14 protein-coding genes are annotated in these 18,009 nt (G+C 40.6%); 3 read left to right on the plus strand and 11 right to left on the minus strand.

The annotated features are described in order from the left end of the window. Positions 1-6: 6 nt before the first annotated feature. The 8 genes from SY85_RS08615 to mraZ all read right to left on the minus strand — a co-directional run bounded on the left by SY85_RS08615 (position 7) and on the right by mraZ (position 9,580). Positions 7-1,320, minus strand: a complete 1,314-nt coding sequence (locus tag SY85_RS08615; RefSeq protein ID WP_193408752.1) for an FtsW/RodA/SpoVE family cell cycle protein — start codon at positions 1,318-1,320, stop codon at positions 7-9. A 51-nt stretch (positions 1,321-1,371) separates the two neighbouring features. Next, the gene (gene murD / locus SY85_RS08620) at positions 1,372-2,709 is read right to left on the minus strand and encodes a UDP-N-acetylmuramoyl-L-alanine--D-glutamate ligase (protein ID WP_066403578.1); all 1,338 of its coding nucleotides are present in this window, start codon (positions 2,707-2,709) and stop codon (positions 1,372-1,374) included. A gap of 73 nt (positions 2,710-2,782) precedes the next feature. Next, on the minus strand, positions 2,783-4,060 hold the full coding sequence (gene mraY, locus SY85_RS08625; RefSeq protein WP_066403579.1) for a phospho-N-acetylmuramoyl-pentapeptide-transferase: 1,278 nt from the start codon (positions 4,058-4,060) through the stop codon (positions 2,783-2,785). A 92-nt stretch (positions 4,061-4,152) separates the two neighbouring features. Beyond that, positions 4,153-5,619: a UDP-N-acetylmuramoyl-L-alanyl-D-glutamate--2,6-diaminopimelate ligase gene (locus SY85_RS08630; protein WP_066403580.1), complete on the minus strand. Its 1,467-nt coding sequence runs from the start codon at positions 5,617-5,619 to the stop codon at positions 4,153-4,155. After that, complete coding sequence (locus SY85_RS08635) at positions 5,619-7,655, minus strand: penicillin-binding protein (protein ID WP_226999047.1); 2,037 nt, start codon at positions 7,653-7,655, stop codon at positions 5,619-5,621. The genes SY85_RS08630 and SY85_RS08635 overlap by 1 nt, the downstream gene beginning before the upstream one ends. Positions 7,656-7,745: 90 nt before the next feature. Continuing rightward, on the minus strand, positions 7,746-8,078 hold the full coding sequence (locus SY85_RS08640; RefSeq protein WP_066403584.1) for an FtsL-like putative cell division protein: 333 nt from the start codon (positions 8,076-8,078) through the stop codon (positions 7,746-7,748). A gap of 81 nt (positions 8,079-8,159) precedes the next feature. Then, the gene (gene rsmH, locus SY85_RS08645; RefSeq protein WP_066403586.1) at positions 8,160-9,113 is read right to left on the minus strand and encodes a 16S rRNA (cytosine(1402)-N(4))-methyltransferase RsmH; all 954 of its coding nucleotides are present in this window, start codon (positions 9,111-9,113) and stop codon (positions 8,160-8,162) included. 2 nt (positions 9,114-9,115) lie between these two features. Beyond that, on the minus strand, positions 9,116-9,580 hold the full coding sequence (gene mraZ / locus SY85_RS08650; protein ID WP_066403588.1) for a division/cell wall cluster transcriptional repressor MraZ: 465 nt from the start codon (positions 9,578-9,580) through the stop codon (positions 9,116-9,118). A 200-nt stretch (positions 9,581-9,780) separates the two neighbouring features. On the opposite strand from mraZ, the gene SY85_RS08655 reads away from it, so the two are divergent. Then, positions 9,781-11,088 (plus strand): S-adenosylmethionine:tRNA ribosyltransferase-isomerase, encoded by a 1,308-nt coding sequence (locus tag SY85_RS08655; protein WP_226999048.1) that lies wholly within the window; start codon positions 9,781-9,783, stop codon positions 11,086-11,088. 142 nt (positions 11,089-11,230) lie between these two features. On the opposite strand, the gene SY85_RS08660 is transcribed toward SY85_RS08655, so the two are convergent. Next, positions 11,231-12,562, minus strand: a complete 1,332-nt coding sequence (locus SY85_RS08660; protein WP_066403593.1) for a sensor histidine kinase — start codon at positions 12,560-12,562, stop codon at positions 11,231-11,233. A gap of 124 nt (positions 12,563-12,686) precedes the next feature. Between SY85_RS08660 and SY85_RS08665 the strand changes: the two genes are divergently transcribed. Beyond that, the gene (locus SY85_RS08665; RefSeq protein WP_066403595.1) at positions 12,687-13,238 is read left to right on the plus strand and encodes a YqgE/AlgH family protein; all 552 of its coding nucleotides are present in this window, start codon (positions 12,687-12,689) and stop codon (positions 13,236-13,238) included. Positions 13,239-13,350: 112 nt separating this feature from the next. On the opposite strand, the gene atpC is transcribed toward SY85_RS08665, so the two are convergent. Beyond that, positions 13,351-13,608, minus strand: a complete 258-nt coding sequence (gene atpC, locus SY85_RS08670) for an ATP synthase F1 subunit epsilon (RefSeq protein ID WP_066403598.1) — start codon at positions 13,606-13,608, stop codon at positions 13,351-13,353. Positions 13,609-13,670: 62 nt separating this feature from the next. Next, positions 13,671-15,170 carry a F0F1 ATP synthase subunit beta gene (gene atpD / locus SY85_RS08675; RefSeq protein ID WP_066403600.1) on the minus strand — a complete coding sequence of 500 codons (1,500 nt, stop codon included), beginning with the start codon at positions 15,168-15,170 and terminating at the stop codon, positions 13,671-13,673. Between the two features lie 863 nt (positions 15,171-16,033). Here atpD and SY85_RS08685 point away from each other — a divergent pair. Further along, on the plus strand, positions 16,034-17,905 hold the full coding sequence (locus SY85_RS08685) for a tetratricopeptide repeat-containing sensor histidine kinase (RefSeq protein WP_066403604.1): 1,872 nt from the start codon (positions 16,034-16,036) through the stop codon (positions 17,903-17,905). The last annotated feature ends 104 nt before the right edge of the window (positions 17,906-18,009 follow it).

Below are 18,009 nucleotides of genomic sequence, written 5' to 3' on the forward strand. Positions count from 1 at the left end.
TCTTAATTATACAACTAGTGCCTCCTCAGCATCTTCTACATCAACCTCTTGTTCTTCATTAGCCTTTTGAGCAGCTGCATTTTCCTGTCTTTCCTTTTTACCTTCTAACTGTTCCACATTTCGTGCTACGCTAAGGATAATACCGATAGACAAACAGGTAAATAAGAAACTACTACCTCCCATACTAACCAGAGGAAGTGTTACCCCGGTAATTGGAAATAAATTCACGTTTACCATCATATTTGTCAAGGCCTGCAATACTAATGTAAAGCTTAACCCTAGTGCGAGAAAAGCACCAAACGCATATGGACAGCGTTTGTACAATCTAATACTTCTATAAAGGAAAACGAGATATATAAATATGATTAAAGCTCCACCAACCAATCCATATTCCTCAATAATTGTTGAATAAATTGAGTCAGAGTATGGGTGAGGTGTAAAATTTCTTTGTGTGCTATTTCCTGGTCCCATTCCCAAAAAGCCACCATTGGCAATAGCGATCTTCATTTGATTCACGTGGTAAGTACTTTGCAGATCATCATCTTTAGTACCATACACAAACCCTTCCACTCTACTTATCCAAGTATCAACACGAGCTGTTAGTTTTGACGATTTTTCTTTTTTCACTACTGCATCTTCATCAACCGACTTATGCTTAATTACAGCCGCTAATATTAATGCTGACACTGGAATTAATGCGGCCCCAATAACCAGCAGCAAATGTTTACCATTTACACGACCGATAAACAACAACAGCATGCAACTAACACCTAGCAATAACGCTGTAGATAAATTGGCTGGGGCAATTAACAAGCAAGTAACTGCTACTGGAATTATTACTGGCAAAAAGCCTTTTTTAAAATCCTTGATGTGATTCTGACGGCGGCTTAACATCCGAGCCAAAAACATAAATAACGCCAACTTTGCCAAGTCGGACGTTTGCATAGTCATATTAACTATTGGCAAACGAATCCAGCGGCTACCCTCATTTAATGTTACACCAAAAAACAGTGTATATATTAATAAAGGAATAGAGAACAGGAATAACACCTTTGCCACTTTTGCGTAAATAGTATAATTTACTCTGTGTGCAAAGTAAATAACACAAAGTCCTACGGCAATAAATGCTGTTTGTTTGAAAAGGTATACTTCGGTATTCCCTTTATACATTTTATACGCCAACGAACCCGTAGCACTATATACTACCAAAAGAGAAATCACTACCAGCAGGAACACGGCAGCCCAGATCACTTTGTCACCCTTTGTTTTGTGACGCAACCCTTTAATATGGTTTTGTATGTTTAGTGGTTCGGACAACATTTTTCTCTTATAGTTAGTTTAACCCCAATTTCATTTAGCACCGAAAGTTGATTATAAGCTCATTACAGCTTCTTTGAACTGCTTTCCACGATCTTCATAGTTTTTAAAAAGATCGAAAGAAGCACATGCAGGACTTAACAAAACTGCATCTCCTACTGTTGACAATTCATAAGCAGTTTGTACGGCATTTTGAGCACTTGCCGTATCAATCACTTTTACTACTCCATCAAAAGCTGCATGAATCTTTTGATTATCCAAACCCATGCATACAATCGCTTTCACTTTCTCTTCCACCAGCTCCTTGATCAGAGAATAATCATTTCCTTTATCAACACCACCCAATATCAACACTGTAGGTTTTGTCATACTTTCCAATGCATACCAAGTAGAATTCACATTAGTAGCTTTGCTATCATTAACAAACTCAACACCTCTAACCATAGCAACGCTTTCCATACGATGTTCCAGACTCTGGAAAGTTTGTACGGCCTCGCGGATCTGATTTTTCCGGATATCCATAGTGGCTCCGGCTACACATGCTGCCATAGTGTTGTATTGATTATGTTTACCTTTTAGTGCAAAATCGTATACACTCATAGATTGCTGTTCGCCATTAACGTTTACGTTCAATTCATCGTTCTGGATGTATCCGCCTTCTTTTACTACTTGCTTCATACTAATCGGTGTTTGAATGGAGTTTATTATATAATGTGAAAAACTTTCTGTAATTATTTTATCATCTAGATTATAGATGAAATAGTCTTCTGAAGTTTGGTTCATCGCAATTCGAAACTTAGCCGCGATATAGTTTTCAAACTTGTAATCATATCTGTCCAAGTGATCCTCTGTTATATTTAGTAAAACAGCGACATCTGGGCGAAATGTTACAATATCATCCAACTGAAACGAACTGATTTCCGCTACATACAAAGGCTTCGGATCTTCGGCAATCTGCTTGGCAAATGAATACCCTATATTGCCCACCAATGCGCATTCCAAACCTGCTTCTTTACATATATGATATGTTAGTGCTGTAGTTGTAGACTTACCATTGCTCCCTGTAATAGCAATAATCTTACTATCACCTTTGTATCGATAAGCCAATTCTATTTCAGATACAACCTGTATACCATTAGCTCTTATCTTTTTCACCCACTCATTCTTTTCAGGAATGCCTGGGCTCTTAACTACTTCGTCAGCATTTAAAATAAAAGTCGCATCCACTTCCTTTTCAGCAAATGGAATTTGCGCTGCTTCTAATTCATTGCGATAACCTACTTTCAAAGAACCTTCGTCAAACAAAAAGACGTCATAGCCCTTTTGCTTTGCGAGTAATGCTGCACCTACGCCGCTTTCTCCTCCTCCTAATATGACTAAACGTTTACTCATGGTTTCAGATACAGAAAAAATGGTTTTCCACAGTACGTCTTGGTTGAATTGGTTGGTCTTTCAATAAATGCTTTTATCTCAACTTCAAGGTTACAATGGAGAATACCACACATAAAATGGTAACTATCCAGAACCGTGTAACAATCTTTGATTCATGATACCCTAACTTCTGATAATGGTGATGTAAAGGACTCATCAGGAAGATTCGCTTTCCTTCACCATACTTCTTTTTGGTGTATTTGAAATAACCAACCTGCAACATCACACTCAAATTCTCAACAAGGAATACACCACAGAAAATAGGAATCAATAACTCTTTATGAACAATGATGGCTAATGCTGCGATTACGCCACCCAACATTAAACTTCCGGTATCGCCCATGAATACCTGTGCCGGATATGAGTTATACCATAAAAACCCAATACAAGCCCCAATCATTGCACCAATGAATATGGCCAACTCAGCCAAATTGGGTATATACATTACATTGAGGTAGTCGGCCAAAATGAAATTACCGCTTGCATAGGCAAAGATTCCTAAGCACACTCCTATGAGTGCCGATGTACCAGTGGTCAAACCATCCAAGCCATCTGTAATATTTGAACCATTAGATACCGCAGTGATAATAAATATTACAATAAGAATATAGAGCACCCAAGAGTATGCACGCAACGACTCAGGCAGCAGCTTTGAGTAATTGAACTCATGATTCTTTACAAAAGGAATCGTTGTGATAGGATCTTTTGCTTCTACAAAGTATTTAGTACGATTATTTACTTCACGGGCAATAACTGTAGTGTCGCCTGCTTTAGGAACACCCTGGTATTCTCTCCAGGTTTTAACACTCGGGCTGAAGTATAAAGTTGCTCCTACAATAATGCCAAGCATCACTTGACCAAAGATCTTAGCCTTTCCAGCCAAGCCATCATCATCGCCTTTTTTATAAGCCACACCTTTTTCCTGAGCCCTACGCTTTGCTCTGATCTTTAAGTAATCGTCTAAGAAGCCAATGGCCCCTAACCACACCGTACTTAAGATCATTAAACGGATATATACTTTTTCCAAGTTGGCTAACAACAATGTTGGAATCAAGATCGCCAGGATAATGATCAAGCCACCCATTGTAGGGGTACCTTTTTTAGTATGTTCTCCAGCAAGGCCCAAATCGCGAACACTTTCCCCAATCTGCTTTCTCTTCAAAAAATTAATGATACGTTTCCCAACCAGTGTTGAAACAATCAGCGATAGAATAACCGCTAGTAACACCCGGAAGGTGATGAACTGAAATAATGAGCTACCCGGGAAACGGATGCCTTCAGTTCTAAACCATTCAAATAAGTGATATAACATGTTATTCTATTTTCGGTTCGTGATATTAGATTTTCGGGTGTTTTTCATTTCACGTTTCGTTTTCTCTTTTATTACATGTACTCGTAATCTTATTACTTTCTTAATAGTTCATACATCTCTTGTAAAACTTCTTTATCATCAAAGTGATGCTTAACGCCTTTGATCTCCTGGTACTTCTCATGCCCTTTACCTGCGATCAAGACAATATCCTCTGGCCCTGCCATACTTACTGCAGTCTTTATTGCCTGCTTTCTATCAGGTATAGAAATGAATTTTCTTTTTGCCGCTGTATTCAGCCCTTCTTCCATATCGGCCAGAATCTGTAATGGATCCTCACTCCTGGGATTGTCGGAAGTAAAAATTACTTTATCGCTGTTTTCACAAGCTACCTCTCCCATCACCGGGCGCTTAGTGCGATCCCGATCGCCACCACAGCCCACTACTGTAATCACTTGCTCGTGGCCCTTGCGTAATTTTTTGATCGTGCTTAAAACATTTATAAGTGCATCAGGTGTATGTGCATAATCTACAATTCCCAACACTCTATCATTTTGCGAAACGATATAATCAAACCGACCTTCTGCGCCTGTAATATTGCTCAAATACTGAAGCGTCTGCTGCTTATCTTCTCCCAAGCTTACAGCTGCACCGTATACAGCCAACAAGTTATAAGCATTGAATTCACCAATCAGACGGAAATGCACCTCCTGATCATTTATTGTCATCACCAATCCGGTCAGGCTATTTTCCAGGATCTTGCCTTTAAAATCAGCAACAGTCTTTAAACTGTAGGTCATTTTTTTAGCAGCTGTATTCTGCAACATTACCATTCCGCGCTTATCATCAGCATTAGTAATAGCAAACGCATTGGCAGGCAATTGATCAAAGAAGCCCTTCTTTGCCTTGATGTATTCATCAAAGGTTTTATGATAATCCAAATGGTCGTGTGTAATGTTACTAAACAAGCCACCAACAAATGTCAACCCCGCTATACGGTTCTGATGTACGGCATGTGAGCTAACCTCCATAAATGCATACTTACAACCAGTATCTGCCATTTGACGCAACAAAGCATTTAAACTAACAGCATCAGGGGTGGTGTGTGTAGAAGGGATAACATTACCAGAAATAACATTTTCGACAGTGCTTACCAATCCGCAATCGTAACCCAACGCAGTAAACAATTTATATAGGAGTGTGGCAATGGTTGTTTTACCATTTGTACCGGTTACTCCTACTAATTGCAATTGCTCTGAAGGGCGGCCATAGAAGTTATGTGCGACTTGCCCAGCTGCCTCAGCGCTATCCGCCACTTGTATATAAGTAACCTTGTCAGAAAGCGGCTCTGTCCATTCTTCAGCAATGACAGCTACGGCACCTTGTTCAATTGCTTTTTGAATAAACTGATGACCGTCAGACAAAGTACCTCTAACAGCTATAAACAAGCTACCCACACCAACCTTGCGGCTATCAATCTGCACATTGTCAATAGCAATACCAGTATCACCGTTTATTGCTGTTATGCGCACTCCATATAATATATCTGAAAGCTTGCTCATTAGTTTAATAAAAGAGTTATTCGTTCATTACGTCTAATTGGCGTACCAGCAGCCAGGCTTTGCATCACCACTTTTCCACGACCACTAACTGAAACTTTTACATCCATATTTTCCAGTAAATACACGGCATCTTTCACATTCATGCCTTGTACATCTGGGATCACCTTTTTTGCAACAGTGTTAGCACGCACTAGAACCTGATTGTTTACCGTAGTTAGTTTAGCCCAAGTAGCTGAAGCACTGCCATCATTGTTTTTAACACCAATTGTTTGCAACACTTCCTGGATATCTTTTTTGTATCCAGCATACATATGCGCAGTGCTATCTACAACTAAACTGATAGCATTTGTACGCTTTTGTTTTACATACATAGCAAACAATTTAGTGGCTACCTCTTTAAATACAGGAGCTGCTAATTGACCACCATAGTGCATGGCTGCATGGGGATGTGTACGTATTAAAACCACTATTGTATATTCTGGCTTATCGGCTGGAAAGTAACCAGCAAAAGATGCCTGGTATACACCATCATCATATTTAATATCACCAGCAGCCACGTGCGCTGTTCCTGTCTTACCAGCAACAGGGAAAGGACAATCAGCAAACACCCCCTTGGCAGTGCCTTCTGTAACTACGGATTCCATTGCCTGGCGAGCCGCTTTAATCGTTGCCGGTTTTGCTATTGCTTCTTCCAAAACTGTAGGCTCAAATTCCTCAACAGTAACACCATTACTTTTAATGCTATTTACTAAGTAAGGCTGTACCATCTTTCCGCCATTAGCGACAGCATTATATAACATAGCTGTATGTAATGGACTTACCTCGAGAGCATAACCAAAGCTTGCTGTAATCATAGCGTGTAAGCCTTCGCGATTGCGTTTCAACTTGGGTAATACAGGTGGTTCTTCACCTACTAATCCCAACCCTGTCATTTTATCGAGGTGAAACTTGTGCAAGTAGGACTTGAACTTATCAGGCTCTTGTGCAAACGCCTTATAGGCCAACTTACCCATTGCCACATTGGAGCTATGAGCAAAACACTCTCGAACTGTCATTACAGGCCTAGGAGAGCGCTCCGCATCTGTAACCATACGAACACCTACATATTGCTGGCCAGCAGAACCCACTTCAACTAAGTCATTAACCTTACTGCTACCTTCGTCCAATACAGCCATTAATGTTGCCAACTTAATAGTAGAACCAGGCTCTGTGGTACGCAAGGCGTAATTCAGCGCCTCATCGTAATTGCCATTTTTTCCTCTACCCAAGTTTGCAATTGCTTTGATCTTACCTGTTGCAGTTTCCATTACAATGCAGGTTCCATACTCAGCTTCACTTTGCACCATCATTTTCATTAATGCATTGTTAGCTATGTCCTGCATATTAATATCCAGCGTGGTCATGATGTCTTTTCCATTTTCAGGATCTATTTCATAACCATCTACCGGAACATATGCGCTACCACCTACAAAACGCACCAGGCGCTTACCCGTAGTACCTTTCAATAAACTATCATAGGTTCTTTCCAAACCTACATTCTGAGCATTCTCACGCGCTAAACCAATGGTACGGCGAGCTAGCATACCAAAAGGATTCAATCGCTTTGTCTTTACTTCAACGATTACGCCGCTTTTGTTGCGCCCTTGTCTAACTAAAGGAAATTCACGGAAGGATTTGTATTGATCGAAAGTGAGGCCTTTCTTTAAATTATAGTAGCGATCTTTTTCATTATACGCTAACTGAAGCTCCTTTTTATATTCTTTTGCGGATTTATCTTCAAAGAAGTTCGCCAGTACTAAAGAGAAAGAATCAATATTTTCTTTAAAGCGCTTACCACCTTTATCACGCAAACCTTCGGCACCGAAGTCCATGTATATATCGAAAAAAGGAATAGAGGTACTAAGCATTTGTCCATCTTCACTATAAATAGTACCACGCTCAGCATCCAGCTCAATAAACTTTTGGTGCAAACTGTCGCTCAAACTCCGCCAGTATTCGCCCTGAGCTTGTTGAATATAAAGAACACGTCCTAACACAACAAAGCTTAACAGGATTACTCCTATAAAGCTTAAGTAAACTCTCCACAATATGTCCTTTTTAATTTCCACGCTGCTTACTGTACCTGTTTATTGTTTTGAACTATCAATCAAGATTATTGGCGCGGTGTTCAACTCCTTCAACCCCAAAGGCTCCACAGCCTTCACCAATTCACTTTGCTTACTTCTGAACAACACATCACCCTTAACTGTTTTGTATTCGTATTGCAACTCTTTCAATTGCTTTGTTGTTTTAGCAATATCACGGTTGATACGATCTGCATAGTGTCCATTATAGATATACACCACTGCCAACAATGCCAGGAAAAGGAAAAAAGGCACCTGGTTCACTATCGACTGATAGTTTAACAATCGTTTCCATTGAAACCGTACTTCTTTTTCTTGTTTTGTTTCCTGGTCCATCCCTGAGATGATTGTTTGTTTAAACGTGAAACGTGAGCCGTGAAACGTGAGAAGGAATTTCCTTATCTCATTTTAGACTTTTCACGATTCACTTACTTTCTCTGCCACTCTCAGCTTTGCGCTTCGTGAGCGGCTGTTTCGTTTTACCTCTTCAGCTGAAGCCTCTATTGGCTTCTTGGTCAGTTGTTTCAAAGGATTGGATCGCTTCTTTATTTCAAATGGATTTTCATCCGCTTCTTCAAATGTTCCTTGTTTAAAAAACACCTTTACGATTCGATCTTCTAAAGAGTGAAAAGTGATGATTGCCGCTCTTCCTCCTTCCTTTAAAACACGAGGTGTATTTTCTAATAACTCTTTCAACGCTCCTAGTTCATCATTTACTTCTATTCGTAATGCCTGAAAAACCTGGGCAAAATATTTATTAGGATTACCCTTTACTATTCCGCTTACAGCATTCTTCAAAGCATCAATTGTATCGATCGAAGTAATGCGACGTGCTTCAACCAGTGTTCTAGCTAACGTCTTGGCATTGGTCACTTCACCATAGCGTTCAAATAACTTGTGCAATTGTTGCTCGCCATATGTATTGATAATGTGAAAAGCGGTTGTTGTTTGCCGCTGATCCATTCGCATATCCAGTGCCGCATCAAAGCGAGTCGAAAAACCACGACTTGCTTCATCGAACTGATGGCTACTTACTCCCAAATCGGCCAAAATCCCATCTACTTCATTAATGCCATTCAATCGCAGGAATCGTTGCAGGTGTCGAAAGTTGTGAGGAATAAAGGTTACCCGATTATCATCAGGCAAGTTTTTCCGAGCATCTTCATCTTGATCAAAAGCAACAAGCCTTCCCTTTTCACTAAGCCTTTCCAAAATGGCCCGACTATGACCACCACCTCCAAATGTGCAATCGACATAGGTGCCATCGGGGTTAATATCCAACCACTCTATCACCTCATTCAAGAGAACAGGTACATGATAGGTTTCTGCATCTGTGCTCGACTGAGGATTATGCTTTTCTTTTTGTGCCATCTCTACGCCTCCTTATTGCTGTTTACCATAACCGATTGCGCTAAGGCACTAAAGTCTTCTGGTGAAACTGAATCAAAGAACTTCTGGTATTTTTCTCTATCCCAAATCTCAATTTTATTTACTGCCGCCACCAACACAATATCTTTTCCTAAACCTGCGTAATCTTTCAAATTTTGAGGTATCAATATTCTTCCTGCAGAATCCGGTTCCACTTCGATAGCTCCATTCAAAAAATAGCGTCGAAACTCACGCACTTTTGGATCAAAGTCATTTAATGTGCTGATCTGATCGTAAAGCGGCTTCCAACTTTGCATTGGATACAGACTCAAGCATTTTTCAAACCCTCTGTTCACCACAAAACGAGTAATTTCGCTTTCTGGAATTTGGCGCTTAAAGCCTGCTGGTAATAGAAAACGCCCCTTAACATCAAGGGTCGCCTCATATTCACCTAGAAAGCTTATCGCCATGAACTAAAATTTGATTTTTTAATACTCGAGTGACACAAAATAACACTTTTTACCACTTTTCACTACCATTTTGCAGTGGCTTAATTTATCCACACATTTGAGTAGCGCAGAAGCATTTATTTCACTACGTTTCACGGGATTAAAGCAACTCAGCACGCGAAACACCTGTGGATGACGTGTGGATAAATAGTGTACAACCTGTGAATATCTCTAAAAGCCTTACTAAAGCAGCAGTTTGCCGCATGATTACCAATCCTTCTACCGTTTACATTAGCGAGTATGATTATGAGTTACCCGCTAATCAGATTGCCGAATTTCCACTAGCTCAACGTGACAGCTCACGCTTATTGGTTTATGAACAAGGCCAGATAAAAGATGATTGTTTTACCTCTCTTCCCTCCTATTTACCCAATGCCTCTACTCTTGTGTTAAATAACACAAGAGTTATTGAAGCACGCTTGTTTTTCAAAAAGGACACAGGAGCTATCATTGAGATCTTTTGCTTGGGGCCGCATACACCAGCTTCAATGGAGCAGGCACTTAGCTCACATCATGAAACATTATGGTATTGCCTAATTGGAGGTGCCTCCAAGTGGAAGCATGGACAAATATTACATAAGGAAGTAACCATAAATGGAGTAAGTGTTATACTAAATGCCCGTTTTGTGGGAAAAAGTGGAGATCAGTTCATTATTGCCTTTACATGGGACACGAATCACAGCTTTTCAGAAGTTTTACATGTAGCAGGATCAATACCTTTACCACCTTATATTAAGCGCAAAGCTGAAAATGAAGACTCGGAACGGTACCAGACAGTTTTTGCCAAGCATGAAGGCTCTGTAGCAGCTCCAACGGCAGCCCTGCATTTTACAGAAAGTGTTTTTGATGAACTTAAGGCAAAAGACATTTTCCCCCACTATATCACACTTCATGTAGGCGCCGGCACTTTTAAACCTGTAAAAACGGAGACGATTGAAGGTCATAATATGCATGCAGAGAAGTTTTCAGTATCTGCCACATTATTGAAAAAGTTGATAAGTGCAAAAACGATTGTAGCCGTGGGAACCACTTCTTTACGGACTCTGGAGAGCCTACATTGGTTTGGCATTAAAGTAAAACAAGGCCAATTTGATTTTACACTACATCAATGGGAAGCTTATGAATTACCTGATGCTTCCATTTCCTATAATGAAAGCTTGCAGATACTTTTAGATTACTTACGTGAAAACAAACTAGAAGAGCTTCATTGCGAGACCAGTCTTCTTATTATGCCTGGCTATGAATTTAAATCGGCCAAGGCATTGGTTACAAATTTTCATCAACCCAAATCAACTCTTCTTTTATTAGTAGCGGCCTTTATTGGTATAGAATGGAAAAAACTATATGAACATGCACTACAGAACAATTATCGCTTTTTAAGTTATGGTGATAGCAGTTTGTTGTGGAGAGAAACGCCCCCCTCCAACTCCCCCGAAGGGGAAGGATCACATGGCACAAGGCCAGCTTAGTTACGATATTTTACTATTGTAAACATTTAATAAATCAAAAGCACCCCATATAAAGGAGTGCTTTTCTTATGTAGTACTGTTTTGTTCTTCTGGTTTTGTGCTGTGGCGAAGTCCACCCTTCGGGAGGATTTAGGAGGGCCGTCTACACTTTCTTCAAGTTAAACTCAATCGTAAAGACGCTTCCCTTTCCTAGCGTGCTTTCGGCTTTGATGTTACCATCATGAGCATCAACAACTGACTTTACGTAGCTGAGGCCTAAACCGAAACCTTTTACATTATGGATATTTCCTGTGTGAGCGCGGTAGAAGCGTTCAAAAATGCGTTTCACTGTTTCGCGATTCATACCAATACCATTATCCTCAATACGGATGAAAAACTTCTTTTCGGTAGAGGATGTAAAAATGCAAATCTTCGGTGGCACATTGTCCTTTGCATATTTAACCGCATTATCCATCAGGTTATTGATCAAGTTGGAAATATGCACTTCATCTGCTTCAATCAGATCGTTAGTAGCATTTAACTTCATCTCCATTGTTCCACCCTTTTCCTGCAATCGCAACATGAAGTTGTCGGCCACATCTGTAACAATTTGATGCACATGCAGTGGCTTTAAGTTCAGCTGTATCTCCTGTTTTTCTAACAATGCAGCCCTTAAGATGGTTTCAACCTGTCGGTTCATCCGTTGATTCTCTTCCTTAATGATCTCGCTGAAGTAGCTCATCTTCTTAGGATCCTGCTGCACCTTTTCATTTCGCAGCGCATCAACAGCCAACGAAATAGTAGCAATTGGCGTTTTGAACTCATGCGTCATATTGTTGATGAAATCGTTCTTTATCTCGCTGAGCTTCTTTTGACGTAACATAGTACGCACTGTTAAGAAGAAGGCGGTAAAGATGATTAACGTAAACAAAATAGAACTGGCAATACGAGGCCGCATGTCCTTATGAACAACATCATTAATGTTTGGAATAACTATGATCAGGAACTCATTTGCTGATAAGTTTTCAGCAGCTGTTCCACTGGCAGGCACTAAAGGATAGAGGTAAGGATAATTTGTATTATCACTATACCACTCTTCAAAGTTTGCGGACCGCCTCTCGTTTTGCAGAACACCATTTCGCAACGTAGCAATGGCAAACTCAAATGGGATATCCTCCATTTTGCGCATATCAAACGCTTTACGGATCATATCATATATCTCCTGGCTAGTGTAGAGTTGCGCTATAGAATAGGGCTTGGAGTAATCTGATAAAAAATCATCAAGCGTTGAAAACGGACTCTTTTGCTTTGGCGCTGCCGGGATATTAGAATTGGCTAACTCCTGACCTACAAAGGCAGCCACATTATTCACTTCTTCTTTTACATGTTCCTCACGTAAAAGCAACATTTTCTGAAGCCAGTCTACCTGAATCCAGATACTACCGATCAATGACAGGGCAATCAGTACGACGATTATGGGGAAGATTCGTTTCACAGCTTACAAAATGCAGAAAAAATTCCGTTCAGCAAAAATATTGAGCCAGAAGGCTCATAACATGGCATGAGTTTATTATACCTATTTTTTAACATCGATTGTTCACTTAGCAGTACATTTAATTATGATTGATCCCGCAGCTGGTGTTTTATTGATAGCAGACCCTTTTCTGAAAGACCCGAATTTCATGCGAACCGTAGTGTTCCTTACTGAACATAGAGATGATGGTACTATTGGCTTTGTGGTAAACCGTCAATACGAGAATACATTAGATGAATTATTACCAGAAATAGGTGGGCATAAACTCCCCGTTTATTATGGTGGGCCTGTACAAATGAATACTATTCATTTTTTGCATCGCTATCCTGAAGAAATACCGGGCGGCATTGAAATAATGGACGGTGTTTACTGGGGCGGTGATTTTGAAAGTGTTATTGAATTGATCAATAGCGGTGACGTTGACCCAAACAGGATTCGTTTTTATATTGGCTACTCAGGCTGGAGTGCCGGCCAACTTAATACTGAAATGGAAGAAAAGACATGGCTAACCGTAGAAGCTACCGCCGACCTGCTTTTCCATGAAAACGCAGAAGAAATATGGAAAGACTCGCTAAAACACCTAGGCGGCGAGTATGAAATGATGATCAATTTCCCTATTGATCCGCAGCTGAATTAGTTAGGTCTTATGCTTGAAAGAAAAGTTAAACGTTAGAAGTGAAATTATATCTTATAAAATAAAAAAAGCTGTTGCCTTTTGGACAACAGCTTTTCAATATACTTAACTACGTTTATTCATTAGTGGTAGCACCTTCTACTAACACAGTCACTTTATTATTCAGCACTTCAACAAAACCACCTTGAATATCAAAATAGGCAGAATGATTTTGTTTGTCGCGCAACACCTTTACACGGCCGGCTTTTAAAGCACTAACCAATGGAGCGTGTTTATCCAATACTTCAAAAGAACCGCTGATGCCTGGCATTTGCACGCCATACACTTCGCCACTGAATAATTTACGTTCTGGAGTTAATATTTCTAAAGTCATGAATTCAATTTGAAATTTGAGATTTGAAATTTCAAATTTGAAACCTCAAATCAACAACTTAATTATCCCTGAGCTTGTGCTAACAGTTTCTTACCTTTTTCGATAGCATCGTCGATAGTACCTACCAGGTTGAAGGCTGCTTCAGGATACTCATCTACTTCACCATCCATGATCATGTTGAAACCACGGATTGTTTCTTCAATTGGTACCAGTACACCTTTCAGACCTGTAAACGCTTCCGCTACGTGGAAAGGCTGTGACAAGAAGCGTTGTACCTTACGAGCACGAGATACGGTTTGTTTATCTTCATCACTTAATTCATCCAGACCAAGGATAGCGATGATATCTTGCAATTCTTTATAACGCTGCAGGATCATTTTTACACGCTGAGCGGTATTGTAGTGCGCCTCACCAACTACCTGAGGCATCAAGATACGAGAAGTAGAATCCAGAGGATCTACCGCAGGATAGATACCTAAGTCAGCGATTTTACGAGACAATACGGTAGTAGCATCCAAGTGAGCGAAGGTGGTAGCAGGAGCTGGATCGGTCAAGTCATCCGCAGGTACGTATACCGCTTGTACAGAGGTAATAGAACCATTTTTAGTAGAAGTGATACGCTCTTGCATCAGACCCATCTCTGTAGCCAATGTAGGCTGGTAACCTACCGCTGAAGGCATACGACCTAACAAGGCAGACACCTCAGAACCGGCCTGAGTGAAACGGAAGATATTGTCTACGAAGAACAGGATATCACGACCTTTACCAGTACCATCTCCATCACGGAAGTATTCAGCGATTGTCAGACCAGAAAGGGCCACACGAGCACGGGCACCTGGGGGTTCGTTCATCTGCCCGAACACGAAGGTAGCTTTAGAATCGGCCAGCTCCGTTTGGTTAACCTTGCTCAGATCCCATCCGCCTTCTTCCATGCTGTGTTTGAAAGCGTCACCATATTTCATGATGCCTGCTTCAATCATTTCACGCATCAGGTCATTACCTTCACGTGTACGCTCACCTACACCGGCAAATACGGATAGACCAGAGTAAGCTTTTGCGATATTGTTGATCAATTCCTGAATCAATACGGTTTTACCTACACCCGCACCACCGAACAGACCGATTTTACCACCTTTTGCATAAGGCTCGATCAGGTCGATTACTTTAATACCTGTAAACAAGACTTCGCTTGCAGTAGACAGGTTTTCAAACATAGGCGGTTTAGCGTGAATAGGACGGCCATTTACTTTTGACACTGGCGGTAAACCATCGATAGGATCACCGGTTACGTTGAATAGGCGGCCTTTGATAGCATCGCTTGCAGGCATGGTAATAGGTGCGCCTGTATCCACAACATCTAAACCACGTACCAGGCCCTCTGTACCGTCCATAGCGATGGTACGTACAGAATCCTCACCCAAGTGAGTTTGTACTTCCAGCACCAGCTTCTCACCATTTGGGCGGTTTATTTCTAATGCATTAAAAATTTCAGGTAGGCTGCCCTGGAACTGAACGTCCACAACGGCGCCGATAATTTGTTTTACCTTACCAACTTTTGCCATAAATAGCGTTTAAAAGAAGAGTTTTAGGGTGAAAAAGAGGCGTTTTCAACACACCCCTTATTTTCAGGCTGCAAATGTAAGGGAAGATGGCCAATTTTCTGCTTTCTGAGCGAATAATGAATTCTTAAATGGGCAAAAAATGAGGAAAAACATGTGAACGAAGGGAAAGCTGCAAACTTTACGCTTCACGCTTCAAGTAGCGCGGAGAACGGGTTGCGCACAGAGCTATGGAGAAAAGGAGGAAGGGAACAAGGAACAAGGAATAATGAAGGAAGAAGGGAGGAAATGTTCAATGCTCAAGAATCAACGTTCAAGGTACAAGGAAGGATGAGTGAGGAATAAGAAGTAATGAGTGAGGAGGGTTCTGTATTTTTAGAATTCCCCATTTTCACCTGATTATCAGGCAATTATACAAAGTACTTCCTTAATTATTAATGAATGTTAGCTGAGTTAGTATAGGCTCTGATATGAATGATTAGTGAATGTGGAAGGCAGGTAGAGGGCTTTATCTGTGCAGTTGGTACGGACTTACCTACAGAAGAGGTACAGAAGAGGTACAGACTAGGTACAGGAGAGGTACAAGAGACCTAGCAACCTAGAGAGGAGTAACCAGTTAGAAAGGATTAGGGACTAATGACTCAAAAAAGACTGAAACGGGGAATTACCACCTTACTATTTTACCAGCCGTATTCAAAGCTCCTACTCTTCCTACTATATATAATTATACTTTGTTAGCAATACATCACACTTCGTATATATTTGAAAAATAATCAAGAGGAATAGTTGTTGTTGCTTTTGAATCTCCCTTTTCCTAACGAGCCTGCCTTTTGTTTCAAATACCAGCTTATCCACCAGCCATTATCATGAACAAATCAATTAGGAAGATTATTCTGTTATTTGCTTTTAGTCTTACTATCCCTATTACTTGGCTAGCGGCGCAAGGCAGACCGGAGGCTATTAGAGAGATTGATTCCTTAAATAAGCAGGCAGAAACCATACTTGATAAAAAGCCTGGCGAGGCCAAACAACTTGCAACAATAGCCTTAACGCGTTCCGTTGAAGCCGGGTACGAATTGGGTGAAGCCAGCGCCCGCTCGCACCTTGGTGCTGTTCATCTTACAGAAGGCAATAATGCGAAAGCCATTGAAGCCTGCCTAGAGGCACTAAAAATATTTGACAAGAAAGAACAATATCAAAATACGACAGGTTATGCATTAACCTATATCCGATTAGCTTCTGCCTTTTACTTAGAAAAGGACTATGTGCGAGGGATCGCCTATTCGCGGACGGCTATAGCGGTTTCTCAGAAACTTCAGGACCACCAGTTATTGGCAGTATCTTATAGAGGCTTAGGTAATAACTTCAACTGGCTTCAGCAAGCAGATAGTGCACTTTATTATTATACAAAAGCAAAGGACCAATTTAAGGCCATCAACTCACTGGTAGGTCTATCTACCATAGAAAACAATATTGGCATCGTTTATTTTTATAAAGGTGATTACCTAACAGCTATCAACCACTACGCTGAAGCGTTAACCCTTACGGAAAAAAACATCGATATTTTTTCTTACAACAAAGGCCTTTATAATATAGCAGAGGGCTATTACATGCTAAAGTCTTATGCGAAGGCGATAAACTACTTAGACAGCGCAGAGACGTTTGCAAAGAAGTTTAATGCATTGGGAGACATATTGAACGCTTATGCCCTTAAGGCTAAAACCTACCAGGCCATGGGGAACCTGGATAGTTCTGCCTCCTATTATGAGAAAACCATTGGACTGAAGGATTCTCTGTACAACGATACCTACCGGAAGGAACTAGCGTCTTTGCAAACACAATCGAATGTGTATAAGACAGAGACAGAGAACAAGCTGCTGGTGCAGGATAAACACATTGCTGTCCTATACCGTAACCTGGCAATAGCAGGCATTATCGTTTTAATAGCGATACTGGCCTTCTTCTTATTAAATCAACGCATACGAATACACCGCCGGGTAAAAAACAAACTTGAGGAGGAAGTGGCATTACGCACGCAAGAGATCTTTCGCCAGAAAGAAACCATCTTTCACACCAACCTGAAGCTGAAGCTGGCACTCAATGGTGCCAAGTTCAATTCGCACTTTATTTATAATGTACTGCATTCCATACAGCAAGTCGTGCTTCAGCAAAAGCCACAAGAGGCCCATGAATATTTAAGTAAGCTATCCAGGCTTATGCAGTATGTATTGAAAAAATCGCCTTTGGATACGGTTTCGTTGGAAGAGGAAGTAGAAATGCTGACCTATTACATTCAACTGGAACAATTACGCTTAAACCATCAATTTACCTATAACATTACTGTAGATGGCAACGAGCAAACCCCAGTTCCTGCCGTATTACTTCAGCCTTATATAGAGGATGCGATTGAAAACAGAATTGCTCCAGCCACTGTAGACAATCTTCATTTAACCCTGCATATAAGCATTGCCAATGATGAGTTTTCTGTAGTAATTACGGACAATGGCCTTAAAAGAGGAAAAGAAAAACGATCCAAGCACCAAGTGCAAGGCTTTAAGACCGGCCAGGAGCGCTTGGATCTGCTAACCCACTTAACCCATAAGAATCACTCCGTAATTACAGAAGATCAAGCAGCTACCGGGGGCAATGAATCAAAAACCAAAGTAACCTTGCAAATACCATTAAACAGTGCTCCTACTGCTACTAACCCCGAATTTGATGGTGGAAATGAAGCTTAATAAAGCGGTAGCTCTTTTTACATTCATAACTAACTATTGGAGGTAAAGTAGCCCCCTGATATTATAGATAACCTTACTTTGATAACATTCTTAATACAACGCAA

Source organism: Flavisolibacter tropicus (assembly GCF_001644645.1).
Taxonomy (GTDB): Bacteria; Bacteroidota; Bacteroidia; order Chitinophagales; family Chitinophagaceae; genus Flavisolibacter; species Flavisolibacter tropicus.